The organism is Roseivivax halotolerans, from assembly GCF_900115815.1.
Classification (GTDB): Bacteria; Pseudomonadota; Alphaproteobacteria; order Rhodobacterales; family Rhodobacteraceae; genus Roseivivax; species Roseivivax halotolerans.
The window spans coordinates 189,789-215,499 of the sequence record NZ_FOXV01000007.1; the positions used below are offsets into that span (position 1 = coordinate 189,789).

The 25,711-nt window shown below is 64.8% G+C and carries 32 protein-coding genes; 23 read left to right on the plus strand and 9 right to left on the minus strand.

Annotation, left to right across the window (positions count from 1 at the left end):
- The first annotated feature begins 322 nt into the window (after positions 1-322).
- Positions 323-1,204 (plus strand): LysR family transcriptional regulator, encoded by an 882-nt coding sequence (locus BM171_RS11615; RefSeq protein ID WP_093012233.1) that lies wholly within the window; start codon positions 323-325, stop codon positions 1,202-1,204.
- Between the two features lie 6 nt (positions 1,205-1,210).
- On the opposite strand, the gene BM171_RS11620 is transcribed toward BM171_RS11615, so the two are convergent.
- Positions 1,211-1,555 carry an ArsR/SmtB family transcription factor gene (locus tag BM171_RS11620; protein WP_093012236.1) on the minus strand — a complete coding sequence of 115 codons (345 nt, stop codon included), beginning with the start codon at positions 1,553-1,555 and terminating at the stop codon, positions 1,211-1,213.
- 255 nt (positions 1,556-1,810) lie between these two features.
- On the opposite strand from BM171_RS11620, the gene BM171_RS11625 reads away from it, so the two are divergent.
- The 5 genes from BM171_RS11625 to BM171_RS11645 all read left to right on the plus strand — a co-directional run bounded on the left by BM171_RS11625 (position 1,811) and on the right by BM171_RS11645 (position 4,413).
- On the plus strand, positions 1,811-2,155 hold the full coding sequence (locus BM171_RS11625) for an AtpZ/AtpI family protein (protein ID WP_093012239.1): 345 nt from the start codon (positions 1,811-1,813) through the stop codon (positions 2,153-2,155).
- On the plus strand, positions 2,145-2,903 hold the full coding sequence (locus BM171_RS11630; RefSeq protein WP_093012242.1) for a F0F1 ATP synthase subunit A: 759 nt from the start codon (positions 2,145-2,147) through the stop codon (positions 2,901-2,903). The genes BM171_RS11625 and BM171_RS11630 overlap by 11 nt, the downstream gene beginning before the upstream one ends.
- A 64-nt stretch (positions 2,904-2,967) precedes the next feature.
- Positions 2,968-3,204: a F0F1 ATP synthase subunit C gene (locus BM171_RS11635; RefSeq protein WP_093012245.1), complete on the plus strand. Its 237-nt coding sequence runs from the start codon at positions 2,968-2,970 to the stop codon at positions 3,202-3,204.
- A 91-nt stretch (positions 3,205-3,295) separates the two neighbouring features.
- On the plus strand, positions 3,296-3,844 hold the full coding sequence (locus BM171_RS11640; protein ID WP_093012248.1) for a F0F1 ATP synthase subunit B': 549 nt from the start codon (positions 3,296-3,298) through the stop codon (positions 3,842-3,844).
- A gap of 5 nt (positions 3,845-3,849) precedes the next feature.
- Entirely contained in the window at positions 3,850-4,413 is a 564-nt protein-coding gene (locus BM171_RS11645; RefSeq protein ID WP_093012379.1) for a F0F1 ATP synthase subunit B, read from the plus strand.
- Positions 4,414-4,509: 96 nt separating this feature from the next.
- On the opposite strand, the gene BM171_RS11650 is transcribed toward BM171_RS11645, so the two are convergent.
- Positions 4,510-5,673, minus strand: coding sequence for an alkane 1-monooxygenase (locus BM171_RS11650; protein WP_093012252.1), 1,164 nt, complete (start codon positions 5,671-5,673; stop codon positions 4,510-4,512).
- A 71-nt stretch (positions 5,674-5,744) separates the two neighbouring features.
- On the minus strand, positions 5,745-6,803 hold the full coding sequence (mutY, locus tag BM171_RS11655) for an A/G-specific adenine glycosylase (RefSeq protein ID WP_093012255.1): 1,059 nt from the start codon (positions 6,801-6,803) through the stop codon (positions 5,745-5,747).
- A gap of 90 nt (positions 6,804-6,893) precedes the next feature.
- Between mutY and BM171_RS11660 the strand changes: the two genes are divergently transcribed.
- From BM171_RS11660 to BM171_RS11670, 3 genes are read left to right on the plus strand one after another with little or no spacing between them, the layout of a single operon-like run.
- Positions 6,894-7,406 carry a DUF721 domain-containing protein gene (locus tag BM171_RS11660; protein ID WP_093012258.1) on the plus strand — a complete coding sequence of 171 codons (513 nt, stop codon included), beginning with the start codon at positions 6,894-6,896 and terminating at the stop codon, positions 7,404-7,406.
- Positions 7,407-7,433: 27 nt separating this feature from the next.
- Complete coding sequence (locus BM171_RS11665; protein ID WP_093012382.1) at positions 7,434-8,162, plus strand: DsbA family protein; 729 nt, start codon at positions 7,434-7,436, stop codon at positions 8,160-8,162.
- Entirely contained in the window at positions 8,159-9,286 is a 1,128-nt protein-coding gene (locus tag BM171_RS11670) for a CaiB/BaiF CoA transferase family protein (RefSeq protein ID WP_093012261.1), read from the plus strand. Before BM171_RS11665 ends, BM171_RS11670 begins: the two co-directional genes overlap by 4 nt.
- 11 nt (positions 9,287-9,297) lie before the next feature.
- Here the strand turns inward: BM171_RS11670 and BM171_RS11675 are convergent, their stop codons facing one another.
- Both BM171_RS11675 and BM171_RS11680 read right to left on the minus strand, forming a co-directional pair.
- A complete protein-coding gene (locus BM171_RS11675) occupies positions 9,298-10,956 on the minus strand; it encodes a Y-family DNA polymerase (protein ID WP_093012264.1) in 1,659 nt (552 codons plus the stop codon).
- Between the two features lie 82 nt (positions 10,957-11,038).
- Positions 11,039-11,308 (minus strand): I78 family peptidase inhibitor, encoded by a 270-nt coding sequence (locus BM171_RS11680; protein ID WP_093012267.1) that lies wholly within the window; start codon positions 11,306-11,308, stop codon positions 11,039-11,041.
- A gap of 51 nt (positions 11,309-11,359) precedes the next feature.
- Here BM171_RS11680 and BM171_RS11685 point away from each other — a divergent pair, with 51 nt between their 5' ends.
- Genes BM171_RS11685 through BM171_RS11695 form a run of 3 tightly spaced genes read left to right on the plus strand, consistent with a single transcriptional unit; the run spans position 11,360 to position 14,116 of the window.
- The gene (locus BM171_RS11685) at positions 11,360-12,490 is read left to right on the plus strand and encodes an S-(hydroxymethyl)glutathione dehydrogenase/class III alcohol dehydrogenase (RefSeq protein ID WP_093012270.1); all 1,131 of its coding nucleotides are present in this window, start codon (positions 11,360-11,362) and stop codon (positions 12,488-12,490) included.
- Positions 12,491-12,493: 3 nt separating this feature from the next.
- Positions 12,494-13,378: a GNAT family N-acetyltransferase gene (locus BM171_RS19390; protein WP_342741992.1), complete on the plus strand. Its 885-nt coding sequence runs from the start codon at positions 12,494-12,496 to the stop codon at positions 13,376-13,378.
- Between the two features lie 18 nt (positions 13,379-13,396).
- Entirely contained in the window at positions 13,397-14,116 is a 720-nt protein-coding gene (locus tag BM171_RS11695) for an NYN domain-containing protein (RefSeq protein ID WP_093012276.1), read from the plus strand.
- A gap of 3 nt (positions 14,117-14,119) precedes the next feature.
- Here BM171_RS11695 and BM171_RS11700 read toward each other — a convergent pair whose 3' ends face one another.
- Positions 14,120-14,746: a TetR/AcrR family transcriptional regulator gene (locus tag BM171_RS11700; RefSeq protein ID WP_093012279.1), complete on the minus strand. Its 627-nt coding sequence runs from the start codon at positions 14,744-14,746 to the stop codon at positions 14,120-14,122.
- A gap of 76 nt (positions 14,747-14,822) precedes the next feature.
- Positions 14,823-14,978 (minus strand): hypothetical protein, encoded by a 156-nt coding sequence (locus BM171_RS18930; protein ID WP_172974889.1) that lies wholly within the window; start codon positions 14,976-14,978, stop codon positions 14,823-14,825.
- Between the two features lie 147 nt (positions 14,979-15,125).
- Between BM171_RS18930 and mbfA the strand changes: the two genes are divergently transcribed.
- From mbfA to BM171_RS19230, 9 genes are all read left to right on the plus strand, one after another.
- Positions 15,126-16,100, plus strand: coding sequence for an iron exporter MbfA (mbfA, locus tag BM171_RS11705; protein WP_093012282.1), 975 nt, complete (start codon positions 15,126-15,128; stop codon positions 16,098-16,100).
- 47 nt (positions 16,101-16,147) lie between these two features.
- A complete protein-coding gene (locus tag BM171_RS11710) occupies positions 16,148-16,843 on the plus strand; it encodes a nitroreductase family protein (RefSeq protein WP_093012285.1) in 696 nt (231 codons plus the stop codon).
- A 45-nt stretch (positions 16,844-16,888) separates the two neighbouring features.
- Complete coding sequence (locus BM171_RS11715; RefSeq protein WP_093012288.1) at positions 16,889-17,815, plus strand: AEC family transporter; 927 nt, start codon at positions 16,889-16,891, stop codon at positions 17,813-17,815.
- A gap of 69 nt (positions 17,816-17,884) precedes the next feature.
- Positions 17,885-18,715, plus strand: a complete 831-nt coding sequence (gene fghA, locus BM171_RS11720; protein ID WP_093012291.1) for an S-formylglutathione hydrolase — start codon at positions 17,885-17,887, stop codon at positions 18,713-18,715.
- Complete coding sequence (locus BM171_RS11725; protein ID WP_093012294.1) at positions 18,712-19,170, plus strand: YaiI/YqxD family protein; 459 nt, start codon at positions 18,712-18,714, stop codon at positions 19,168-19,170. Before fghA ends, BM171_RS11725 begins: the two co-directional genes overlap by 4 nt.
- The gene (locus tag BM171_RS11730) at positions 19,167-19,790 is read left to right on the plus strand and encodes an HAD family hydrolase (protein WP_093012297.1); all 624 of its coding nucleotides are present in this window, start codon (positions 19,167-19,169) and stop codon (positions 19,788-19,790) included. Before BM171_RS11725 ends, BM171_RS11730 begins: the two co-directional genes overlap by 4 nt.
- Positions 19,787-20,698: an ornithine cyclodeaminase family protein gene (locus tag BM171_RS11735; protein ID WP_093012300.1), complete on the plus strand. Its 912-nt coding sequence runs from the start codon at positions 19,787-19,789 to the stop codon at positions 20,696-20,698. The genes BM171_RS11730 and BM171_RS11735 overlap by 4 nt, the downstream gene beginning before the upstream one ends.
- On the plus strand, positions 20,695-21,279 hold the full coding sequence (locus BM171_RS19225) for an alpha/beta fold hydrolase (protein ID WP_245760244.1): 585 nt from the start codon (positions 20,695-20,697) through the stop codon (positions 21,277-21,279). The genes BM171_RS11735 and BM171_RS19225 overlap by 4 nt, the downstream gene beginning before the upstream one ends.
- Positions 21,269-21,631 carry an alpha/beta fold hydrolase gene (locus BM171_RS19230; RefSeq protein ID WP_245760245.1) on the plus strand — a complete coding sequence of 121 codons (363 nt, stop codon included), beginning with the start codon at positions 21,269-21,271 and terminating at the stop codon, positions 21,629-21,631. Before BM171_RS19225 ends, BM171_RS19230 begins: the two co-directional genes overlap by 11 nt.
- Here BM171_RS19230 and BM171_RS11745 read toward each other — a convergent pair.
- A complete protein-coding gene (locus BM171_RS11745; RefSeq protein ID WP_093012303.1) occupies positions 21,606-22,856 on the minus strand; it encodes an MFS transporter in 1,251 nt (416 codons plus the stop codon). The two genes, BM171_RS19230 and BM171_RS11745, sit on opposite strands and share 26 nt — an antisense overlap.
- A 76-nt stretch (positions 22,857-22,932) precedes the next feature.
- Positions 22,933-23,358: a tellurite resistance TerB family protein gene (locus BM171_RS11750; protein WP_093012307.1), complete on the minus strand. Its 426-nt coding sequence runs from the start codon at positions 23,356-23,358 to the stop codon at positions 22,933-22,935.
- 137 nt (positions 23,359-23,495) lie between these two features.
- On the opposite strand from BM171_RS11750, the gene BM171_RS11755 reads away from it, so the two are divergent.
- Both BM171_RS11755 and BM171_RS11760 read left to right on the plus strand, forming a co-directional pair.
- Positions 23,496-25,073, plus strand: a complete 1,578-nt coding sequence (locus BM171_RS11755; protein WP_093012310.1) for a lysine--tRNA ligase — start codon at positions 23,496-23,498, stop codon at positions 25,071-25,073.
- Positions 25,074-25,214: 141 nt separating this feature from the next.
- On the plus strand, positions 25,215-25,634 hold the full coding sequence (locus tag BM171_RS11760) for a DUF4864 domain-containing protein (RefSeq protein ID WP_093012313.1): 420 nt from the start codon (positions 25,215-25,217) through the stop codon (positions 25,632-25,634).
- The last annotated feature ends 77 nt before the right edge of the window (positions 25,635-25,711 follow it).

Sequence of the window (25,711 nt, forward strand, 5' to 3'; positions counted from 1 at the left end):
TGCCCCCTTGTCTTCCGTTGATCCTCTGTCTCCGAACTTGGGGGCAGAGGCGCGCGCACGCAAACCGCTTCGAGGCTCAAACCAGTAGCGCCCCCGTGGGCGCAACGCGCTGACGGAGGGCGATCCCGGGCCGAGCCCATGGGACCGGAAGCGTTGGCACTTCCGGAAGTTGCCGTGGCGCTTACGCGCGCGGGCCTCACGAGTCAAGCGGGGCGGGGTCCGAGGCGACGGGCTCACGCGAATGCGCCTTGCAAAATTGCACCTTATGACGAATTTTCCGCGAAAACTGTGAAACCACGCACAAAACACGGAGCCCGCGCCAATGGAAAACTGGGACGAGGTCCGCACGGCCTTTCAGGTTGCGCGCATGGGGACGGTGTCGGGCGCGGCGGATGCGCTCGGCGTGCACCATGCAACGGTGATCCGGCATATCGACGCGCTCGAAGGCCGGCTTGGCGTGAAGCTGTTCCAACGGCACGCGCGCGGGTACACGCCGACCGAGGCCGGTCAGGATCTGTTGCGCGTCGCACAATCGACCGATGAGCAATTCCAGCAGCTCTCGAGCCGGATCAAGGGTCAGGGCTCGGAAGTGTCGGGCGAACTCGTGGTGACTTCGCTCATCAATTTCTCACCGCTTCTCGTGCCGGCCATCGCGTCCTTCCAGACCGCCCATCCCGAAGTGACGGTGCGCTACCTGACCGATGATCGGGTGTTCCGGCTCGAATACGGCGAAGCGCATGTCGCATTGCGCGCCGGGCCGAAGCCCGACGAGCCGGACAATGTCGTGCAATCGTTCATGAAGGCGTATGTCGCGCTTTATGCCTCGCAATCCTATGTCGAGACGCACGGGCGGCCCACGACGTCCGAAGAGCTGCTCGAGCACCGCTTCGTCGGCCCGGACAATATCGACAACCGCGCTCCCTTTTTCCGGTGGATGAAAGAGAACATCCCGCGCGAGCGGGTCGTGTTCCGCGCTGGCGATAGCCGCGTGATCGAGCGCGCGGTGATGGATGGCGTCGGCATCGGTTTCGTCGCCGAGCGGGTCGCCGAGGTGGATGAGAACCTCGTGGAGATCATGCCCTCGCTCGAGGATTGGGTTTCGGATACCTGGCTCGTCACCCATGTGGACCTGCACCGCACCGCGAAGGTTCAAGCCTTCCTGAAGCACCTCAAGGCTTACGTCGCCGAGCGCGGCCTCGCCTGAGGCAGCTCATTCGCCCAGGCTGGCGTCTTCGCGGATGAGTTCGGTTTCGAGAAACCGCTCGAAAGCGTCGAGGTTGATCGGCTCGATCTGACCGAAGCTCTGCATCCAGATCGCTGCCTCTCGCAATGCGCCGGGTTCGAGCTGGCACCATTTCACCCGCCCGCGCTTCTCCTGCGTGATAAGACCGGCGCCCGCGAGGATCGCCAGGTGCTTGGAGATCGCGGCCAGCGACATCTCGAACGGCTCGGCGACATCGGTGACGGCCATGTCGTCTTCGAGCAGCATCGCAAGGATGCGGCGTCGGGTCGGATCGGCGAGTGCCGCGAAGACGAGGTCGAGATCATGCGCCATGACCCGGCACATGGGCGCGAAACGCAGGTCCGGTCAAGCGGCTGCCGCGCCATAGTCAACTTGCCGGTTGAATATGGCTTTCGGGCCGCATTGCACGCTCGAAGGCGCTTGAAGGTCCTGAGCCACAGCGCCGAGCCCTCATGGAATATAATGAAATCAATTGCTTGCGCGCGCCAAGCCTGCGGCGGCCTGCCGCTTGACTCGGAGCCGGGCGGCGCATAGCACCTTGCCAAACTCCGAACGGGGCTCGCAGACGTGGAAGACCACGACAGACAGCGGCGGATGGCGGCGCTCGACGCCAAGATCGCGGCGATGAAAGCGGCCAAAGAGCCGCCCAAGCGCCACCAGGAGGAGCATTACAGCCAGGCTCATCTCGCCTGGCGCATGGTTATCGAGCTGGTCGCGGGACTCGGGATCGGCTTCGGCATCGGATACGGGATCGACGCGGCGCTCGGGACGCGCCCCTTGTTTCTGGTGCTCTTCACATTGCTGGGTTTCGCGGCGGGCGTGAACGTGATGATCCGCTCGGCGCGCGAGATCCAGGACCAACGTCTGGCCGAAGCGGCCGAAGAGAACGAGAGGGACGAGCATGGCGACTGAAGCCAATGGTGCAGAAGAAGGCGGCCTGGTCTTCCACCCGATGGATCAGTTCATCGTCTCCCCGCTGTTCGGGGACGGCGCGGTGAACATGTTCACGATCACCAACGTAACGCTGTGGATGGCGATCACCGTTCTGGCAGTGATCGGTCTTCTGGTCGTCGGCACGAGCCGCCGCGCGATCGTGCCCTCGCGCGCCCAGTCGATCGCGGAGCTCGCCTACGGCTTCATCTACAAGATGGTCGAGGACGTGACCGGCAAGGAAGGCGTGAAGTACTTCCCCTACATCATGACGCTGTTCATGTTCATCGTGCTGGCGAACTTCCTCGGGCTCATCCCGATGGCCTTCACCACCACCTCGCATATCGCTGTAACCGCGGTGCTCGCGATGGCGGTGTTCCTCACGGTGACGGTCCTTGGCTTCGTCATCAACGGCGCGTCGTTCCTGTCTCTGTTCTGGGTAAGCTCGGCCCCATTGGCGCTGCGGCCGGTTCTCGCGATCATCGAGATCATCTCGTATTTCGTCCGCCCCGTCAGCCACTCCATCCGTCTTGCCGGCAACATGATGGCCGGTCACGCGGTGATCAAAGTCTTCGCGGGCTTCGCGGCAATCGCGGCGATTTCGCCGCTGTCGATCCTGGCCATCACGGCGATGTATGGCCTCGAAGTGCTGGTGTCCTTCATTCAGGCGTATGTCTTCACGATCCTGACCTGCGTCTACCTCAAGGACGCGCTTCATCCGCATCACTGATGCTGCGGCGGGGCTTGACCCGTCCGGCGCTAATTCACGCAATTCCATCGTAAGGAGAAAGATCATGGAAGGCGATATCGTTCAAATGGGTGCATTCATCGGTGCCGGTCTCGCATGCATGGGCATGGGCGGCTCGGCCATCGGTGTGGGCAACGTCGCTGGCAACTACCTTGCCGGCGCTCTGCGCAACCCCTCCGCCGCAGCGTCGCAGACCGCGACCCTCTTCATCGGCATCGCATTCGCAGAAGCGCTGGGCATCTTCTCGTTCCTCGTCGCTCTGCTGCTGATGTTCGCCGTCTAAGACACGGGCCTAACAATCCTTACGCGACGGGCGGGACCGGACCCTTTTCGGCCCGCCCGCTGATTGATTGAGAAGCCTGACGGAGGGCGCAATGGCGACCGAAACAACTGCCGCAGCCGGCGAAGGGCTTGCAACCAGCCCCGAGACCGCGCCGGGCATGCCGCAGCTCGATTTCTCGACCTTCGGCAACCAGATTTTCTGGCTGATCGTCACGCTTGTCGTGATCTATTTCATCCTGTCGCGCATCGCGCTGCCGCGCATCGCGGCTGTCCTCGCTGAGCGTCAGGGGACGATCACCAACGACCTCGCCAAGGCGGAAGACCTGAAGAAACAGGCAGCCGAGGCGGAAGAGGCCTATGAGAAGGCTCTCGCCGACGCACGCGCCGAGGCGCAGAAGATCGCGGATCAGACCCGCGAGGAGATCAAGGGACAGGTCGCTGAGGCTCAAGCCAAGGCCGACGCCGAGATCGCCGCCAAGACGGCTGAATCGACGAAGCAGATCGAAGAGATCCGCGCGTCGGCACTGTCGAATGTCGAAGCCGTCGCCAAAGACACCGCCGCCGCTCTCGTGGCTGCGCTGGGCGTCTCGGCGAACCAGGGCGAAATCGACAAGGCTGTCGACGACCGGATCAAGGGGTGAGCGCGATGAAGAAACTGCTGACACTCACCGCAACCGCCAGCGTGATCGCGACTCCCTCCTTCGCGGCGGGTGACGTGTTCTTCTCGCTGTCGAACACCGATTTCGTGGTGCTTCTGGCATTCCTCGTGTTCCTTGGCGTGCTCGTCTACTTCAAGGTGCCGGGCATGTTGGGCAAAATGCTCGACGACCGGGCGTCCGGCATCCAGTCCGAGCTCGACGAAGCCCGCGGTATCCGCGAGGAAGCGCAGAGCCTTCTGGCCAGCTACGAGCGCAAGCAGCGCGAAGTGCAGGAACAGGCCGATCGCATCGTCGCAAAGGCGCGCGAAGACGCGAAGGCCAATGCGGAACAAGCGAAAGAAGACCTGCAACGCTCCATCGAGCGCCGCATCGCTGCCGCTGAAGACCAGATCGCCTCGGCGGAAAGCCAGGCCGTCAAGGAAGTCCGCGACCGCGCCATCGTCGTGGCCACTGCCGCTGCACGGGAAGTGGTGGCGAAAGAACTCGGCGCGAAGGACAAGGCCAAGCTCGTCGATCAGTCCATCGACACGGTCGGTGCTAAGCTGCACTGAGGCGTTTGAAGGCAACCAACTAGAAAGACCCGGAGCGTCTGCTCCGGGTCTTTTTGTTTGTGTCAGGTGGTGAGCTTGCGGAGAAACGCAAATTCTTCAACGCGGCATCGGCGTTGCGTGCTTGTTATAGGCCGACCAGTCTTCGACATGGGGATAGAACTTTTTGCGCCAAGCACGGACGCGGGGGTTCATCACGCGTCGCCAGACCGGCGGCACCATCGCCGCCATCGTCATCACCGGATAGCCATAGGGCAGCTGCGGGGCCTCATCCTCGTCGTAATTCTGAAGAAGCGGGAAGCGGCGGTCGGGTTTGTAATGGTGGTCCGAATGGCGTTGCAGATTGATGAGCAGCCAGTTCGACGCCTTCTGTGCGGCATTCCAGGAATGGCGCGGCTTCACGTGCTCGTATTTGCCGTCGCCCAGGTGTTCACGCGTGAGACCGTAATGCTCCACGTAATTCACTAGCTCGAGCTGCCAGATAGCTACGCCGGCCTGCAGCAGGAACAGGCCAAGACCGGCCCATCCCCCGAGACCGACAGCGAGAAGAAGGAACCCTGCCTGCAGCCCCCAATACTGCCAGAAGGGATTGCGGTGGTGTGTCCATGGTAGGCCCTTCCGTGCGAGCATCGCGCGTTCGGCCTCGAAGGCCGATGTGAGCGATTGCCAGAGAACGCGCGGATAGAAACGGTGAAATCCCTCGTTGTAACGCGCAGTCACCGGATCGCGGGGCGTGCCCACGTAGCGGTGATGGACGTGCAGATGCTCGGATCGGAAATGCGAGTAGAGCACCGATGCCAGGAGGATGTCGCCCAAGAGGCGCTCCCACTTGTTCTTCTGATGCATCAGCTCATGCGAGTAGTTGATCCCGATCGTGCCCGACACGACGCCCATGCCGAAGAAGATCCAGATCTTCTCCGCGGTGCCGAGATGGCTCGCATCGGGCACATAGGCGAGAAGCGCCACCAAGGTCGCAAGCTGGACGGGCAGCCAGATCAGCGTGACGAGGCGATACCAGAACAGCTGGTTTTCTTCCGTCTCGGGATCCGCATTGTCGATATTCACGCCGAGCGCTGCATCGAGCGCGGAGAACAGGTACCACGTCATCAGCGGGGTCAGTGCGATCCACCAGCCGCCCAGCATGACGCCGAGCCACAGTACCGGAATGAGCGCGAGTGACATCCAGAAGGGCAGGGCCGCCGAGAGGCGCGAGACCTTGTCTGGCGAAAGGAACGGACGTTGCGACAGAGAACCGTCAGCCATTTGAGACCTTTGACCTTGCTCGATTTTGCCCGGCAGGATACGCGCCCCGCCCTGTCTCGCAAGAGGTCAGATCAGCGCGGGCGGGCGAGATCGAAAGCCTTTCGCATGAGCGTCGGCAAATCGGCCGGACGGAACTCTTCTGCCGCAACGAATGCGCCGCGTTCCGGCGCGCGATCCATCGGCACGAGCGCGGTCTTGAGCGTCAGGCGCAGGTGGAAATGAGTGAAGGTGTGCCGCGCTTCCTCGGGCAGCGTCTTCCATTCGGCGCGGATCGGCGGTGCTTCGGCCGGGGCCGGCTCGCTCGTGTCGACCCAATCGGTGCCAGGCCAGCCCAGCATTCCGCCGAGAAGTCCGGTTTCGGGCCGGGTCTCCAGAAGCCACGCCCCGTCCACCCGGCGGACAAGGTAGGCGGTTCCTTGGCGTATGGGCTTGCGCTTTTTCGGCGCCTTTTTCGGCAGCTCGGCTTGCGTGCCCGCCGCCCATGCCGCGCAGGCGGGCCGCCAGGGGCAAAGCCCGCAGGCCGGATTGCGCGGCGTGCAGATCGTTGCGCCAAGATCCATCACCGCCTGCGCGTAATCGCCCGGCCGGCCGGTCGGTGTCAGCGCCTCGGCATGTTCGGTCAGGATCTTCTTCGATTGCGGCAGCGGCATGTGTTCGTCATGAAGCCGTGCCATCACGCGCTCGACATTACCGTCCACGACCGTTTCGGGGCGGTCGAAAGCGATCGCGGCGACGGCGGAGGCCGTGTAGGGTCCGATCCCCGGTAGCGCCATCAGCCCGGCATGGGTATCGGGAAAGACGCCGCCGTGCTCTTCCGCCACCGCCCGCGCGCATTTGAGAAGGTTCCGCGCCCGTGCGTAGTAGCCAAGTCCCGCCCAGGCCGCCATGACCTCTGCATCCTCTGCCGCGGCAAGGTCGGTCACGCGCGGCCAGCGCTCGGTGAAGGCAAGAAAATAGGATTTCACCGCCGCGACCGTGGTCTGCTGCAGCATCACCTCGGAGAGCCAGACGCGATAGGGATCGGGCCGCACGCCGTCCGCCCGTGCCTTCGGACCGACGCGCCACGGCATCTGCCGGGCATGGCGGTCATACCAGGAGAGCAGCGCGTTGGGGTCGGCGGTCTCACGCACGGATCACACTCCTCTGATCGCGGGGCTGTCGCGCGGGGTGGTGCTCGCGCTGCGGCTGACTAGTATATGCGCCAGAAGGAGAGTCCAACCATGGCGCGACATCAGGGCAGCACGCGCGGCTTTCAACAAACCGCGAGCCTCCTCAAGAGCCGGATCCGCAAGGCATCCGAGACGCGCGGCTTCGCGCAATCGCGCCTCCTGACCCATTGGGAGGAGATCGCAGGCCCCGATACCGCCCGCATCGCCCGACCCGTCGAGGTCAGCTATTCGCGGGGCGGCATGGGGGCGACGCTGGTTCTGCTCACGACCGGTGCGAACGCGCCGCAACTCGAGATGCAGAAAGAGCGGATCCGCGCCCGCGTGAACCAGGTCTACGGCTACAACGCGATCCAGAAGATCCGCGTGACGCAGACCGCGCCGACAGGGTTCGCCGAAGGGCAAGTGGCCTTCACACCCGCACCGAAGGCCGCACCCGCGGAGCCAACTCCCGAGGTGCGGCAGGCAGCGCGGCGAACCGCCGAGGATGTCGGCGATGACGGGCTCAGGGTTGCGCTTGAAACGCTGGCAACCAACGTTCTATCCCGAAACAGACATTCGGACTGAAGATCCGGCAGGCAAAAGGTGATGACAATGACACGCATGATTTCCGCGACCGCACTCGCAGCGGTGCTGGGCGCAGGCGGCTTCTGGGCGATCGAGCGACTCGGTGCGCCGGACACGGCCGAGTTCGAACTGCCTGGCGCAGCGCAGGCGCAGGACAATGCAGATGCCGGCGAGAGCGCGGATGCCGAAGGCACGGAGACCGAAGCCGCTCAGGCCGATGGCGGCGTTCAGGAGATGACCCTCGGAGCCGAGGATGCGGCGGTCGAGGTGATCGAATACGCGTCCTACACCTGCCCGCATTGCGCGACCTTCCACCAGAACGTCTTCGACCGCATCAAGGAGAATTACGTCGATACGGGCGATGTGAAATTCACCTATCGCGAGGTCTATTTCGACAAGTACGGCATGTGGGCGTCGCTCGTGGCACGGTGTGGCGGCAACCAAGAGCGTTTCTTCGGCATCACGGACATGATCTACGAGCAGCAATCCGAATGGGTTCGCGCAGGCTCCGATGCGGCGGTCGCGGATGAGCTGCGCCGGATTGGCCGGGTCGCGGGCCTGGACGGGGACCAGCTGGAAAGCTGCCTGACCGATGGCGACAAGCTGCGGACCCTCGTGGAATGGTACCGCACGAACGCGACCGAGGACGGGATCCAGTCGACGCCGTCCTTCGTGATCGACGGCGAGCTTCATTCGAACATGAACTATGACGACTTCGCCGCGCTTCTCGATGAGAAGATCGCCGAAGCGGAATGAGCGTATCGGCACCGCGCGGGCCGCTCGAGGGCCTGAAGGTCGTCGAACTGGCGCGCATCCTGGCCGGCCCCTGGGCCGGTCAGACACTTGCCGATCTCGGCGCGGAGGTCATCAAGGTCGAGGCCGCCGCGGGCGATGATACGCGCCAGTGGGGGCCGCCCTTCATCGATCGCGACGACGAGCGGTCGGCGGCCTATTTCCATTCCTGCAATCGCGGCAAACGCTCGGTCGTGATCGACCTGCGCGACCCGTCGGGGCAGGCGGCGTTGCGCGATCTCGTGGCCGATGCGGATATCCTGATCGAGAACTTCAAGGTCGGCGGGCTCGCGAAATATGGCGCGGATTACGAGAGCCTCTCGGCGCTCAATCCGCGGCTCATCTATTGTTCGATCACCGGCTTCGGACAGGATGGGCCTTACGCGCACCGTGCAGGCTACGATTACATCATTCAGGGCATGTCGGGTCTGATGTCGATCACCGGCGATCCGGACGGGCAGCCGCAGCGCGCGGGAGTGGCGGTCACCGACCTTTTCACCGGGCTTTATTCGGTCATCGGAATCCTCTCGGCGGTGGAGCAGCGCCACCGCACTGGGCGGGGCCAGCATCTAGACATGGCGCTTCTCGATTGCGCGGTGGCGGCAACGGCGAACCAGGCGCTGAACTATCTCGCCACGGGCACCCCGCCGGGCCGGACGGGCAACTACCACCCGAACCTGACGCCCTATCAGGTCTTCGACGTCTCTGACGGGCATATCATCATCGCGACGGGGAACGACGCGCAGTACCGAAGGCTCTGCGGGCTTCTGGGCGTTGCGGAGTTGGCGGAAGATCCTAGCTTCCTCACCAATGCCGACCGCATCGCCAATCGCGAGGAACTGACGCGGCGGCTGACCGAGGCGAGCCTGCGCTTCACCAAGGCGGAGCTTCTTGCCGCCTGCGAGGCGGAAGGCGTGCCCGCCGGGCCGATCAACGATATTGCCGAGGTGATGGCCGATCCGCAGATCGTCGCGCGGGGGATGCAGATCGCGCCCGAAGGCCTGCCGGGCGTGCGCGCGCCTTTCCGGTTCTCGGATGCGGAGCTGGTGTTGGATCGCGCGGCGCCGAAGCTCGGACAGGAGAGCTGATCGGCGGGGCCTCACCCCGCCGTGCCGTGGCAGAACCAGCCTGAGGACAGCGCGCCGCCATGCGCGTAGAAGAGCCAGAGCCGCTCGCCCCGGTCCGTCTCTACCCACCAGTAATCGCGCTGGCCCGAACGCCAGTCGGGCTCGTCGAGCCACCATTCGGGCGCGATCCGTTCGGGGCCCGTTGCCGCGCGGGCGGACATGTCGCGTCCGCGCCAGCGAAAGGTTCGTGGCGGATCGGGCGCATCCGGGGCGTGCACCGGCTCGGGCCGCCAGAGCCGGAGGGGGCGCCCGCGCGCCACGTCGGGCCAGGGCATGGCGGCTTCTGACCAGGCGGCCGCGAGGGTCAGCGCGCCTTTCTCGGGAATGTGGCTCGAGGCGGGATGCCTGCGCGTGATCGCCTCGAGACCGAGCCGCGCGCCGAGGCGTCCGATCAGATCTTCGAGCGCGGTATCGGCCCGCATCCGCTCGCTCACCGCGCGGCCCGCCTCGAGATGCCCGGCAGGCTGGGCGGCGTGGACGGGTTCGTGACCGACCACGTCGAGGCGCAGCATGTCGATGCCGAAGCCCGCGTCGATCTCGGCCACCTTCATCGCCAGAAGCGGGCGCAGCCGGTCGGGATCTCGCGTCGCCCGTGCCAGGCTGACGAGCGCCCATTCCATGCTCTGATCCGTGCGGTAGGCCTCGAGCCGCACCCGCCGTGCGCCGCGCCCTCGCCGCCTGAGCTTGTCGCAGAGCGGCGGCAGCATCCGGTCGAGCCCGGCCATCAGATCCGCCTCGAGCCCGATCGGGTCGGGCAGGGTGAGCCGGATCGAGAAATGCTCGGGCGGCGCGGCAGGAGCGACGGGCTCCGGCGCCGCTCCCATCGCCTGGTCGAGACGCGCAACGAGCCCGGTGCCGAAACGCCGGGCCAGAGCGGCGCGGGGCTGGCCCGCGAGATCCTCGATTCGCCGCAGCCCCAGGCGCGAGAGCGCCTCGACGGTCTCGGCATCGAGCCGGAGCGCCGCGACGGGCAAGGGCGCGAGCGCGCCATAGGTCTTGCCGGGCGCGGCAATGCGGGTGACGTCCGGTCCCGGTGGTGCCAAGAGCGCGGGTGCAGCGCCGCCCCGTTCCCAATGCCGCCGCTTGCCCGCGCGTGAGCGGGTGGCGCGCGCTTCCTGGTCGACCGCATCGCCGCTCCGGTGCGATCCGGCCCGCGCACCGCCATGCCGGGCCAGCGCCCAAGCCGCGCCAAGCGTATCGGCGATCCCCGCGCGCACGCTCAGCCCCAGATCGGCGCAATCCTGTTCGACCTGCGCCAGAAGCCCCACCTCGCCGCCGAAAAGATGCGCGCAGCCGGTCAGGTCGATGACCAGCGCATCCGGCGCTTCCCGCGCGACCCAGGGCGAGAACTTGCCCGCCCAGCGGTGCAGACTGCCGAGAAACGCCGCTTCCCGGTGCGGGTTCGCAATGCGCGTCAGAAGGTCTGCGCAGGCGGCATGGGCATCCCGCAAGGGCTGACCGGGATATAGCCCCGCGCGCGAGGCCGCCACCGACAGCGCCGCGAGGCTCTGGGCATTGCCGGTTTCGGTAACGGTGGCAAAGGGCACCTCGGCCAAAGCCGGGTCACGCCGGATCAGCCGTTCGGCGCCCAGCCGGGGAAACCAGAGGGAAAGAATGCGTCGGTTGGGCATCGGGCAGCATGAATGTTCCTGATATGTTCCATCTAGCCCGAGTCGCCTCCGGGGTCGAGTCCGGAGCTGCCGCGCCAACCTCTCAGCCGCAATAGACGCGGACGATCTCTCCGGCCTCGTTCACCTCGATATTGAGCCGGTCGGCGCGGAAATCCATCGTGACCGCCATGCCCGGCCGGATGATCCGCGCATCGAGATCCGCAGGCAGCGCCGCGGCGGCGAGTGGCGTGCCGACGAGGCTCTGGTATCCAGATGCTCCGCACGCGTCGGGGCCGGGCTCGGCAGGAGGCGTTCCAGCGCTCGTGCAGGCCGACAAAAACAGCGCTCCGAGCGCGATGATCTTCTGTTGCATAAAGCGACCCTTTCCTGAAAACAGGTCCAGACAAACATAGGGAGCCTGACCATGAAAACCCGCGCCGCTGTCGCCCTCGAGGCTGGAAAGCCCCTTGAGATCATGGAGGTCAATCTCGAAGGCCCCAAGGCCGGGGAAGTCCTCGTGGAGATCAAGGCCACCGGCATCTGTCACACCGACGAATTCACCCGCTCGGGCGCGGACCCCGAGGGCCTTTTCCCGGCGATCCTCGGCCATGAGGGCGCGGGCGTCGTGGTGGAGGTCGGCGAGGGCGTCACCAGCCTCAAACCCGGCGATCACGTGATCCCGCTCTACACGCCGGAATGCCGCGAATGCGCGTCCTGCCTTTCGGGCAAGACCAATCTCTGCACGCGGATCCGTGCGACCCAGGGCCAGGGCGTGATGCCGGACGGAACGACGCGGTTCTCCATGTTGGATGGCACGCCGATCCATCACTACATGGGCTGCTCGACCTTCGCCAATCACACCGTCCTGCCCGAGATCTCGCTTGCCAAGGTCCGTGAGGACGCGCCCTTCGACAAGATCTGCTATATCGGTTGCGGCGTGACCACCGGCATCGGCGCGGTCATCAACACGGCGGGCGTCGAGATCGGCTCGACCGCGGCCGTCTTCGGGCTGGGCGGCATCGGCCTCAACGTGATCCAGGGGCTCCGCATGGCCGGGGCGGACAAGATCATCGGTGTCGATATCAACCCCGAGAAGAAGGCGATGGCCGAACGTTTCGGCATGACCCATTTCGTGAACCCCAAAGAGATCGAGGGCTCGGTCGTCGCGCATATCGTCGAGATGACCAAGACCGAGTTCGACCAGACCGGCGGCGTCGATTATTCCTTCGACGCGACGGGCAACGTGCAGGTGATGCGCGATGCGCTCGAATGCACGCATAGGGGCTGGGGCCAGTCGATCATCATCGGCGTTGCGCCGGCGGGAGCCGAGATCTCCACCCGTCCGTTCCAGCTCGTCACGGGGCGCGTCTGGAAAGGCACGGCCTTTGGCGGGGCGAAGGGCCGCACCGACGTGCCGAAGATCGTCGACTGGTACATGGACGGCAAGATCGAGATCGATCCGATGATCACGCACACGCTGTCGCTCGACGAGATCAACCACGGCTTCGACCTGATGCATGAGGGCAAGTCGATCCGGGCGGTCGTGACGTTCTGACCGGTGGCCAGCCCCGTCCGCGATACACACCAGATGATCCGGCAGATGGCGCCATCGCTGCTGCCGGACCGCTACGTCTTCGCCGGGCCGGAGGCCGCAGCGGCAGCGGATCGTGCGATTGCGACCGTCCGGGAGGCGGAGGGGCTGTCACTGATCCTGCCGGTGGAGGTAGCGGCGGAATTCGGCGCGCCGTCCGGTCCCATCATGCGGCAAATCACGCTGAACGTGACCTCGGCGCTTGACGGAATCGGGCTGACGGCGGTGGTCGCTGACGCGCTGACCCGCGAAGGGATTGCCTGCAACGTCATCGCCGGGCTCAACCATGATCATGTCTTCGTGCCGGAAGAAGATGCGGATCGTGCGCTCTCCGCTCTTGAGGCGCTCAGCCGCGATGCGGGCGAGCCGACCGCGATCCGCCCGGCGACGGAGGCGGACAACGCGGAGATCGCCGCGATCCTGATGCCGGTCTTTCGCGCGGGCGATACCTATACGGTCGATCCCGATATCCCCGAGGCCGACGCGCTTGCCTATTGGACCGGCGGCGAGCGACAGGTCTTCGTGGCCGAGCGCGATGGCAGGGTTCTCGGCACCTACTACCTCGTGCGAAACCAGAAGGGCGGGGGGAGCCACGTTGCCAATGCCGGTTTCGCAACTCATTCCGATGCGCGCGGCAAAGGCCTCGCACGGGCCATGCTCGCCCATGCCGAGGACGCGGCGCGGCAGACGGGTTTCCGCGCGATGCAGTTCAATTTCGTCGTGGCCTCCAACACCCGCGCCGTGACAACGTGGGAACGCGCAGGCTACGTGACGGCAGGCCGGTTGCCGGAGGCTTTCCGGCATCCCGAACACGGCTACGTCGATGTTCTCGTGATGATGAAACGCCTTTAGGCGGAAAGGACGGATCCGATGGCCGACGAGAAGGGCACCGCGCTGCTTGCTGTGCTGATCGACGCCGACAACACGTCACCGAAATACGCGCGCGCGCTCTTCGATGAGATCGCCACGCTCGGTGAAGCGGCTGTGCGCCGTCTCTATGGCGATTTCTCGAGCCATCAGATGTCCGGCTGGTCGAAGGTCGCGGCCGAGTTCGGTCTTGTGCCGCATCACCAGCCTGCGAACACGGTTGGCAAGAACGCCTCCGACATCGCGCTTGTGATCGACGCGATGGACCTGATGCATTCGGCGCGCTTCGACGGGTTCGTTCTGGTCTCCTCGGACAGCGATTTCACCCGCCTCGCCTCGCGCTTGCGCGAACAGGGGCTCGAGGTGTTCGGAATGGGAATGCAAAAGACACCGGATGCCTTCCGCAAGGCCTGCAAGCGCTTCATCTTCCTGGAGAACATCGACGCGGCCGCCGAAGCCTCGAAATCGGGGCAGCGCGACACGAAGGCCACCGGCAGCCTCGAAGAGGCGCGAAATCTCATCTTCAACGCGATGGATGCGATCGAGCAGGATGACGAATGGTACACGCTTGGCCAGCTCGGCCAGTATCTGACCGCCGCCAATCCCGATTTCGACACGCGGACCTATGGCAAGCGCAAGCTGTCGGATCTCATCAGGGATCTGAAGGTCTTCGAGACCAAGCGCTCGCAGGGCAACCAGATGCTGGTGCGGCGGCTCGACTGACGGTCAGGCCGTGCCGTAGCGCGCAAGGAACACCTTGACCGCGTCGCGGACATTCTCGTCCTTCTCGTCGTCCGAGACCGTGCCACGTATGTTGAAAAGCCGCGCCATGTAGAGCCCGGCCTTGCAGAGCTCCCCGAACTGGTGCGCGGCGTGTTCGCGTCGATCCTGCGGGATGTCGAGATCGCCGCGCGCGATGGCGAGGTCGAAGAGGCTCAGCATGGCATCGACGAAGTAAACCGGGCCGAAGCGCCAGAACTCCTCGGCGAGGGCCGGAAAGCGCTCCGCTTCCGCAAGGCACATACGACAATTCTGGATGGCAAGCGGCGAGAAGATGATGTCGAGGAAGGTCCGCCCCGCATCGTAGAACAGCTCCGCTGTCGGCTTGTCGCGATCGAGATGTGTGATCGCCTCTTCGGCCTGATGGCGGCACTGCAGGCGCGCGACCTCCATGAAGAGAAGCCGCTTGTCGGAGAAATACGAATAGAGCGTCGCTTTGGACACGCCGGCGGCGCGAGCGATGTCATCGACGCTCGCACCGTCGTAGCCGTCGCGCAGAAACACATCGCGGGCCCCTTCGATCACCTGATCGTATTTCCGGCCCTTGCGGATCTTGTCGACTGAAGCGTCCATGAATTCTCCTTGCTCGAAGGAGAAGTATAAACCGCTTGGTTCAGTTTCAACAATCTCCGCCGCGACGTCGCAAAGCCTACCGTGTCTCCGCCGCGCCGTCCTGGGCAGGCTGCGGCTCTGTCGGAGCGCTGTCCGGGAACCACAGGTAAGGCAATTGCGGCGCGGTAATACCGGCGGATGCGCCCGTGGCGATACTGACGGTGACGATGAGGGGGAGTAGTAGAGTTCGCATGGATATCTCCATCGTTGAAAGACAAAAGTAAACTAAACAGTATGGTTCACTAATCAAGGTTAAATTTAAACTGTTCGGTTCATTTATTGGGCTTGCGCCATAAGGCTGAGCGTCTAAATTAGAATTATTCTAATTTCTGGTGCTCTCATGCGTTTTCTTCCCAGCCGACGGCGGTTCGATGACCTGTCTGAACAAGAGATCCTCGCGCTCGCGATTTCCTCCGAGGAAGACGATGCACGGATATACAGGATGTATGCCGAGCATCTTCGAGAGGAGTATCCGGGGTCGGCCAAGGTTTTCGATGGCATGGCTGCCGAGGAAGATGGGCACCGCCAGCGGTTGATCGACATGCATACCGCGCGTTTCGGGACCGTCATTCCCCTGATCCGGCGAGAACACGTAGCGGGTTTCTACTCCCGCAACCCGGTTTGGCTGATCGAGAACCTCAGCCTCGACCGGATCCGCGAAGAGGCCCGCGCGATGGAGCGGGACGCCGAGCGCTTTTACCACGAGGCTGCGCGGAGAACGCAGGATGCCGGCACGCGCAAGCTTCTTGGCGATCTTGCCGCTGCCGAGGCCGGGCATGAAAGCAAGGCCGGTGCGCTCGAGGCAGAGCATCTGCCGGACGATGTCCGCAGCGCCGAGGATGACGGCGCGAAACGGCAATTCCTGCTGACCTGGGTGCAGCCGGGCCTTGCGGGATTGATGGACGGTTCCGTCTCGACGCTTGCGCCGATCTTCGCCACGGCCTTCGCGACGCAGGACACCTGGACCACCTTCCTCGTCGGACTTGCCGCCAGCGTCGGCGCGGGCATCTCGATGGGCTTCACCGAGGCGGCCTCCGATGATGGAGAGCTTTCCGGCCGTGGCTCGCCGGTCAAGCGGGGCATCGCCTCTGGCGTGATGACGACCGTCGGCGGGCTCGGGCACGCGCTGCCCTATCTCATTCCGCATTTCTGGACCGCGACGATCACCGCCATCATCGTCGTCTTCATCGAGCTCTGGGCCATTGCGTGGATCCAGAACCGCTTCATGCAGACGCCATTCCTGCGCGCGACCTTCCAGGTCGTCCTCGGTGGCGCGCTGGTCTTCGCTGCCGGGGCGCTGATCGGGTCCGGTTGACGGAGCGGGGAAAAGCGGCTCTCGTCCGGGCTGAGAGGAGAGAGCCGATGCCCAAAGACGACCAGCCGGTCTATACGCCCTTGCCGCTGCCCGACCGGGTGCAGCTCACGCCCGAAGAGGCGCTCTCCGCCGCAGAGGCGTTCCGCGTCTACATGCAAAAGCGCCATTCGGTGCGCGATTACGCGGAGACGCCGGTCCCCGAAGCGGTCATCCGCGCCTGCATCGCCGCGGCGCATAGCGCACCGTCCGGGGCAAACCGGCAGCCTTGGCATTTCGTGGCGATCTCGGACCCGGGGATGAAGGCGCGCGTCCGCGAAGGTGCTGAAGAAGAGGAACGTCAGTTCTACGGCGGCGGCGGCGGGGACGCGTGGCTCCAGGCGCTGGAGCCCATCGGCACGGGCGTCGAGAAGCCCCATCTCACCCGCGCCCCTTGGCTGATCGTCGTTTTCGCAGAGCGCTGGGGCGTCGATGCGGAGGGCGCTCGCTACAAGAATTATTACGTGCCCGAAAGTGTCGGCATCGCGACGGGCATGCTCATTGCGGCGATCCATCACGCGGGGCTCGTCTGCCTCGAGCACACGCCGAACCCGATGAAGTTTCTCAACGAGATGTGTGGCCGGCCCGAGCGCGAGAAGCCGGTGATGATCCTGCCCGTTGGCTACCCTTCCGAGGATGCGACGGTGCCGGAAGCGGCAAAACGCAAAAAACCCCTCGACGAAGTGATGACGATCCTCGCCGAGTGAACGGATCGCGTTGACCCCGCGCGAAAGCTCGCTCAAAAACGTTCCATGCTGGCGATCTTCCTCAAGACCCTGCCTTTTTTCGCGTTGATCGGGCTGGGTTACGGCGCGGCCAAGACGCGTTTCTTCACCGAGGAAGCCAGCGCGTACCTCACGAAATTCGTATTCTATTTCGCGCTCTCGGCGATGCTGTTCCGCTTCTCGGCGAACCTGTCCTTTGCCGAGATCTTCGATGCCTGGCTGGCAATGGCCTATCTTTGGGGCACGGCCTTCGTCTACGCGGTCGGGCTTCTGGTCGCGTTTTGGCGGCGCGTGAAGGTCGAGACCGCGGCGATCGAGGCGCAATGCGCGGCCATCGGCAACACCGGCTTTCTCGGCGTGCCGATGCTGGCGCTTCTCCTGGGCGACGAGGCGGTCGGGCCGATCATCCTCGTTCTGTCCATCGATCTTATCGTGTTCTCCTCGGCTCTCGTGATCCTGGTGGAAGGCTCGCGCGACGGACGCATGAGCCTTGGCGTTCTGAAGACAATCGGCATGGGCCTTGTGAAGAACCCGATGATCGTCTCGATCACCCTTGGGCTCGCGGTCGCCGCATCGGGCTGGACGTTGCCAGTGCCGGTCAACGAGTTCGTCACCATCCTCGGCAATGCGGCGACACCGGGCGCGCTTTTCGCCATCGGCGCGTCCCTCGCCTCGAAATCGGCGGAGCGTCTCTTTATCGCGGGCTGGCTCAGTTTCGCCAAGCTCATGCTGCATCCGTTGTTCGTGGCGATTGCCGCGCTCGTCCTGTTCCCGGTCGAGCCTTATGCCGCGGCGGTTGCGGTCTCGGCGGCCTCGCTGCCGGTCGCGGGCAACGTCTTCATTCTCGCGCAGCATTACGGCACCTCGCCGCAGCGGGTCTCGGCCTCGATCCTGATCTCGACCGCGGCGAGCATCGTCACCGTTTCGGCCTGGATCGCCTGGGTCACGAGCTGAGCCACTTGCGCCGCACGGACGCGCCCGCTAGCCGTTCGGGACAGCACCGACAAACGTCAGGAGACGCGCATGGAAACGAAATCCGAGAACCGGTCCTTCGGCGGAACGCAGGGCGTCTACAGCCACGCCTCCGAGGCCTGCGGTTGCGACATGACCTTCGCGCTGTTTCTGCCCGAGGAAGCGCGCACCGCGCCGGTGCCGCTTCTGTGGTTTCTCTCGGGGCTGACCTGCACCCACGAGAACGCCATGACCAAGGCAGGCGCGCAGGCCTGGGCCGCCGATCACGGCGTCGCTCTGTGCTTTCCCGATACCTCCCCGCGCGGTGACGATGTCGCCAATGACGAGGCCTTCGATCTCGGGCAGGGCGCGGGGTTCTACGTCAACGCGACGCAAGACCCTTGGGCGAAGCATTTCAAGATGTGGGACTACATCACCGAGGAATTGCCGACGCTTCTGGAGCGGAACTTCGCGCTCGACAGGGAGCGGCAAGCGATCAGCGGGCACTCGATGGGCGGGCACGGTGCGCTGACGATCGCAATGCATCTTCCGGACCGCTTCCGCTCCGTCTCGGCCTTCGCACCCATCGCGAACCCGACTGAGAGCGATTGGGGGCGGAAGCAATTCACCGCCTATCTCGGCGACGATACCTCCACCTGGGCACTGCACGATTCCACGCGCCTCATGGAAGAGCGGGGCTTCGACGGGCCGGTGCTGATCGACCAGGGGACAGACGACCAGTTCCTCCATCTTCTGAAGCCCGAAGCGCTCGCCCACGCGATGACGGCCCGGCGGCAGGACGGGGCGTTCCGGATGCAGAAGGGCTACGATCACAGCTACTTCTTCATCTCGACCTTCATGGAGGAGCATGTCGCCTTCCACGCCGAGGCTCTTTACGCGTGAGCGTACTCTACGTCGATGCAGATGCCTGCCCGGTCAAGGAAGAGGCCGAGCGCGTCGCGACCCGGCATGGGCTCGAGATGAAGCTCGTCTCGAATGGCGGCTTGCGTATGTCGCGCAACCCGCTGGTCGAGGTGGTGATCGTGCCCGACGGCCCGGATATCGCCGACATGTGGATCGCGGATCGCGCGGGGCCGGGCGATGTGGTCGTCACCGGCGATATCCCGCTTGCCGCACGTGCGATAGAGAACGGCGCGCGGGTCTTGGCGCATAACGGCGAGGCCTTCACCGAGGCCAATATCGGCCAGCGCCTCGCGACGCGCGATCTGATGAGCGATCTGCGTGCCGCCGATCCGTTCCGGCAGGGCGGTGGCCGCGCGTTCTCGAAGGCGGACCGCGCGCGCTTTCTCGACGCGCTCGAACGCGAGCTGCGCGCGGCGCAAAGGGTCGCCCGATGAGCGCGCCGGACGCCGTCGTCTTCGATATCGGCAACGTGCTGATCGAATGGCAGCCCGAGCGCTATTTCGACGCTAGGATCGGCGAGGCGCGGCGCAAGCGGCTCTTCGCGGAGGTCGATCTGCACGAGATCAACGACCGCGTCGATCGTGGCGGCGATTTCCGCGAGACGATCTACGGTGCCGCCGAGGGTTACCCCGAATGGCGTGAAGAGGTGCGGCTCTGGCACGACGATTGGGGCAAGATCGCGGGCCCCGAGATCCCGGAATCGGTCGCACTCCTGCGCCGCTTGCGCGACAAGGGCGTGCCAGTCTTCGCGTTGTCGAATTTCGGCATCGGCCCGTTCGAGATCGCCCGGGTGATCTGGCCGTTTCTCGAAGAATTCGACCGCGCCTACATCTCGGGGCATATGGCGATGGCAAAGCCCGATGCCGAGATATACGCCGCGCTCGAGGCCGATTGCAGGGTGCCCCCGGACAGGCTCTTTTTCACTGACGATCGTGCGGATAACATCGAGGCAGCACGGGCGCGCGGCTGGCGCACGCACCACTTTAGCGGCCCCGACGGGTTCGGGCGCGCGCTCGTCGAACAAGGGCTTCTTGAGAAGGACGATCTTCCGTGACGACACCGGCCGTAATCCCTTTTGAGGACGGCGAAGCGAGGCTCGACTGGCTCGGCCTCTGCGATGCCTTCGAGGCCGGGCACCGGCTGCCCAAAGCCGAGATCGCGGACAAGTTCCTCTACCGGGGTGACGACACGCTGCTCAACCGCTCGGCCTGGATCGACGGGTTGGGGCTTGCCGTGAAGGCCGCGACGATCTTTCCCGGCAACGGCGCGAGTGGGCTGCCCGCGATCAATGGTGCGGTGAACCTTTTCTCCGACGCGACGGGTCAGCTGGAAGCGGTCGTGGATTTTCACCTCGTTACGAAGTGGAAGACCGCGGGAGACAGCCTTTATGGAGCGCGCAGACTTGCCCGGCCGGATAGCCGGAAGATCCTCCTGGTCGGCGCGGGCACGGTCGCACGCTCCATGGTCGAGGCCTATGGCGCTGCCTTCCCGAACGCCGAATTCACGGTCTGGAACCGCTCGCCCGAGGGCGCGGCGCGTATGGCCGAAGATATTCCGGGGCTGAACGTGGCCGCCGACCTCGAAGCGGCGGTCGGCGAGGCCGACATCATCCTGACGGCGACGATGGCGAAGGAGCCGGTGATCCGCGGCGAGTGGCTGCGCCCCGGCCAGCATCTCGACCTCATCGGTGCATTCCGGCCCGATATGCGGGAGGTTGACGACACGGCGCTGCAAAAAGCGCGGATCTTCGTCGACAGTTTCGAGACGACGCTCGATCATATCGGAGAGTTGAAGATCCCGCTGGCCTCGGGCGCGATCCGCCGCGAGGACGTGATCGCGGATTACTACTCGCCCGAGGCCTTCACGCGGGGCGACGACGATATCACCATTCTGAAGAACGGCGGCGGCGCGCATCTCGACCTCATGTGCGCCCGCTACATCCACCAGGCCTGGGCCGGATGATCTGGGCGCTCGCGCTTGCTTTGGCGGTGGTCGCGGCCCTGCCGGTCATGCGGGAGCGGATGCGGCAGGATGTGCGTACCCTTCGAGACACCGCGCCGGGCGAGCTGCTGCCCCTCAGCCAGGGTGTCACCCATTGCCGCTGGCTCGGGCGAACGCGCGGGCCGGTGGCTGTCTGCATCCACGGCCTGACCACGCCGTCGACCGCGTGGGAAGGACTTGCGCGGCAACTCGAGGAGACCGGATTTCGCGTCTTGGTCTACGATCTCTACGGGCGCGGCCTGTCCGACGCGCCGCGCGCCCGGCATACGCCGGGCTTCTACGTGCGGCAGCTCCAGGACGTGCTGGATCACTACGATCTGACCGAGGATCTGACGCTCATCGGCTATTCCATGGGCGGAGTGATCGCGACCGCCGCGGCGGTCGAGGAGCCGGGCCGCTATCGACAGGTCGCGCTGGTGGCGCCTGCCGGGCTCGGGATGCCGTTCAGTCGTTTCCAGCGGTTTGTCATCGACTGGCCCTGGATCGGCGACTGGCATGTTTCACATGCTCTGGCCAGGCCGGCACCGTGCCGTGATCGATAGGGGGCAGGCGCCGGAGCTCGTGCGGGAGGCGCAGCGCGATGCGCTGGACCGGCGGGGCTTTGTCGGCGCGGTGCTGTCGAGCCTCAGGCACAGCCTGTCGAAGCCCGTGCCGCGCCTGCATCGCGCGCTCGCCGAGACGGGGCTTCCCGTTCTGGCGGTCTGGGGCAATGTCGATCCGGTCATCCCGTTGTCGGGCATGGGGCAACTCGCCCAGGCGAACCGCGAGGCCCGGCAGGAGGTCGTTGCCGGGGCCGATCACGGTCTGCCCTTCACCCATCCCGAGGAGCTTGGGCTCGCGCTCGCACGGCTGATGGACGAAGTCCGCGTCAGGTCGTCGCAACAGGACGCATAGGCGGCGCGTCGCGGTTTTCCTTCACGCCGAGATGCACAAGCGCCGAGAGCGCGCCGACCCCGACGCCAACCCACCAGACCATCGTGTAATCGCCGGTGAGGTCGTACATCCGCCCGCCCAGCCAGACGCCCACGAAGCTGCCAAGCTGGTGCGAGAAGAAAACGATGCCATAGAGCGTGCCCATGTAGCGCAGCCCCCAGATATGCGCGACGAGCCCGGAGGTCAGAGGCACGGTGGCAAGCCAGAGCGCGCCCATGACAGCGCTGAAGACCAAAACCGAAAGCGGCGTGATCGGCAGAGCGATGAAGAGCGCCGCCGCGATGGTTCGCCCGGTATAGATCGCCGCGAGGAGGTATTTCTTCGGGAAGTAATTGCCGAGCCAGCCTGCGATCAGCGTGCCCGCGATATTGAACAGCCCGATGAGCGAGATCGCCACCGCGCCAAGCGCCGAGGTCGTAGTGATGCCGATGGAATGCAGAACGCCGCCCTGCAGGATCGGCCCGCACATCTCGGTCACGAGGGCAGGGAAATGCGCCGTGACGAAAGCCAACTGATAGCCGCAGGAGAAAAAGCCGATGAAGATCAGCGAAAAGGACGGATCGCGGAAGGCCCGGCCGAGGATATGGCCCAATGTTTCCTCGAGCTCGGCCTTGGACGCCTCGGGCGCGCGGATCATCGGAAGGCAGAGAAGCACGCAGAGGATCGCCGCGGCGAAGACGAGGAAGATGTCCTGCCAGGCCATGAAGCCCAGCATCCATTCGGCAAGCGGCGCACCGAAGACCTGACCCGCGCTGCCGGCCGCGGTCGCGATCGCCAGCGACATCGAGCGGTTCTTGGCGGAGGAAGATCGCCCGACCACCGCGAGGATGACACCGAAGCCCGTGCCCGCGACGCCGAAGCCCACGAGCACCTCCAGCATCTGATGCGCCTCGGGTGTCGTCGCGAAGGACGACAGCACGAGCCCCGCCGCATACATCAGCGCGCCGATGATGATCGCGAGGCGGTCGCCCATCTTCTCGGCGAGCGCGCCGAAGATCGGCTGCCCGATCCCCCAGGCGAGGTTCTGAATCGCGATGGCGAGTGAGAACTCCGCGCGCAGCCAGCCGAATTCCTCTGCGATGGGGATCTGGAAGACGCCGAAGCTCGCGCGGATCGCGAACGACACGAGAATGATGATACAGCCCGCGATGAGAACGGGCGTGACGAGCGGTGCGGGACGGTCCATGACGTCTCTCCTTCGACGTCATGAATTACCGGCAGGGGCCCGCTACGGCAATTTCTTCATTGTATTGGTGACGATTTCACGCCCGCATGTGCCGTGCTCGGGCTCCGCGCTCGATCGCGGCGGCGTGCAGGCGGTCGAGCTCGAGTTCGTAGCGCAACTCCTCGAGAAGCCGCAGCTCGGTGTCGGTGAGCGTTCCGTCTGCGGCGGCGACATCGCAGGAGAGCGCGTAGGCGGTCTCGTGCAGGCGCTCGGGCAGCGCTTCGCGCATCAGGCCGAACAGCGCGTCGAGCCCGTCATCCTGATCGAAGAGGTCGAAGACCATCTGCGAGAGATGCTTGATCCGGTCGGTGTCGTAGCCAATGAAGACCGGCAGGGTGCCGACGATGGACTGGATCTTCACCAGCTCGGACGTGCGGATATTCTCGTCCGAGGCCGAAACCGCGACCATCAATGCGACGAGCGCATCCTGCGGGGACATCGAGTGTTCTACGCTTTCGGGCATCTGGTGGCATCCTTGGGGGTAACGGTAACTCGCGGTAGAAATATTGACCCGGTCCCGACACCGCAATAGGTAGCGCACGCTTGAGCACCGGGCGCCCGTGCAACGGGCGGCGCCCCGCCACAAAAGGAAAGAGCAAGATGTCGGACTTCCGCGACGCCGCGATGAATTCGAAGGCCTGGCCGTTCGAAGAGGCGCGCCGCCTTCTCAAACGCTACGAGGCGGGGAAGGTGAAGAAGGACCACATCCTTTTCGAGACGGGTTACGGCCCCTCTGGCCTGCCGCATATCGGCACCTTCGGCGAGGTCGCGCGCACCACGATGATCCGCCGCGCCTTCGAGGCGATCTCCGATGTGCCGACCCGTCTCATCTGCTTTTCGGACGATCTCGACGGTATGCGCAAGGTGCCTGACAACGTCCCGAATCCCGAGGCGCTGAAAGAGCATCTGCAAAAGCCGCTGACATCGGTGCCGGATCCGTTCGGCAAGTTCGAAAGCTTCGGGCATCACAACAACGCCATGCTGCGGCGCTTCCTTGATACGTTCGGCTTCGAATACGAGTTCTATTCGGCGACCGAATACTATCGCTCGGGCGCTTTCGACGAGGTGCTTCTGCGCGCCTGCGAGCGCTATGACGATATCATGGAAGTCATGCTGAAATCGCTCCGCGAAGAGCGCCAGCAGACCTATTCGATTTTCCTGCCCATTCATCCCGAAACGGGCCGCGTCCTCTATGTGCCGATCAAGAACGTCGACGCAGCGAAAGGCGAGATCACCTTCGACGACGAAGGCGGTCGCGAATGGACGCTGCCGGTCACCGGGGGCAACGTGAAGTTCCAGTGGAAGCCCGATTTCGGCGCGCGCTGGGCCGCGCTGGGCGTCGATTTCGAGATGTATGGCAAGGACCATTCCACAAATACGCCGATCTACGACCGGATCTGCGAAATCCTCGGCGGCGCGAAGCCCGAGCATTTCACCTATGAGCTTTTCCTCGACGCGTCGGGTGAGAAGATCTCCAAGTCGAAAGGCAATGGCCTGTCGATCGATGAATGGCTGACCTATGCCTCGACCGAGAGCCTTGCCTATTACATGTTCCTCAAGCCCAAGACCGCCAAGCGGCTGAGCTGGGACGTGATTCCCAAGGCCGTGGACGAATACCACCAGCAGCTCCGCGCCTATCCGGGGCAAAGCCCCGAGCAGCAGGCCGCGAACCCCGTTTGGCATATTCACGGCGGCGATGTGCCGGCCTCCACGATGGTCGTGCCCTTCGCGATGCTTCTCAACCTCGCCTCGGTCTCGGGCGCCGAGGACAAGGAAACGCTTTGGGGCTTCATCATGCGCTATGCGCCGGATGCCTCGCCCGAGGCCAATCCCGACCTCGATCAGGCGGCCGGCTTCGCGATCCGCTACTACGAGGACTTCGTGAAGCCGCAGAAGGTCTATCGGGCGCCCGACGAAAAAGAGGAAGCCGCGATGCGCGATCTTGCCGCGCGGCTTCAGGCGCATGACGGGCCGACCGACGACGAGACGCTGCAGAGCCTGGTGTTCGCAGTCGGGAAAGAGCACGAGTTCGACCCGCTCCGGGACTGGTTCAAAGCTCTCTACGAGGTGCTTCTGGGCGCAAGCCAGGGCCCGCGTTTCGGCGGGTTCATCGCGCTTTATGGTATCGAGGAGAGCGTACAGCTCATCGAGCGGGGCCTGCGCGGCGAGCTCGGCTGAGGTTGGTCTGGCAGGGCGGATGCCCGGTTTCCGGGCGCAGGCTTTGCGCGCCTTCCCGAAACTCTTGTCGTGACACATGCGTGACTTTGGCTGATGCCGGGGTCGCGCTATCTTCCCTTGCGTCAGCAAGAGGAGGACCTCATGAGACATGCGCGTATCCTTGGCCCTGTCGCCGCGCTCTGGCTTGCCCTTCCGGCCTGGGCGCAGGAAGTGGTGGCCCCAGTACCCGGCATCGAAGAGACGATCTCGGGCCAGATGCAGGCGTTCGACGCGGGCGACGTGGAAGGCGCTTTCGACTTCGCAAGCCCGATGATCCAAGGCATTTTCCGCACGCCGGAGATGTTCGGCCGCATGGTCGAGCAGGGCTACCCGATGGTCTGGCAGCCGTCTGACGTCGATTTCGGCGATCTGCGCGAGGTGGATGGCCGTCTGACCCAGCGGGTGATCGTCACCGACGGCGCAGGCCGGGTCCACATGCTCGACTACAGAATGCTCGAGACCGAGGATGGCTGGCTCATCGACGGCGTCCAGATCCTGCCGCAGCAAGGCTTCGCCGCCTGATCCGCGCAACGCTCGGCTGCCCAAGCCCCCGTTAATGCGGCACAGCTACCCCTGACCCTTGCAAGGTAAACGCCGCG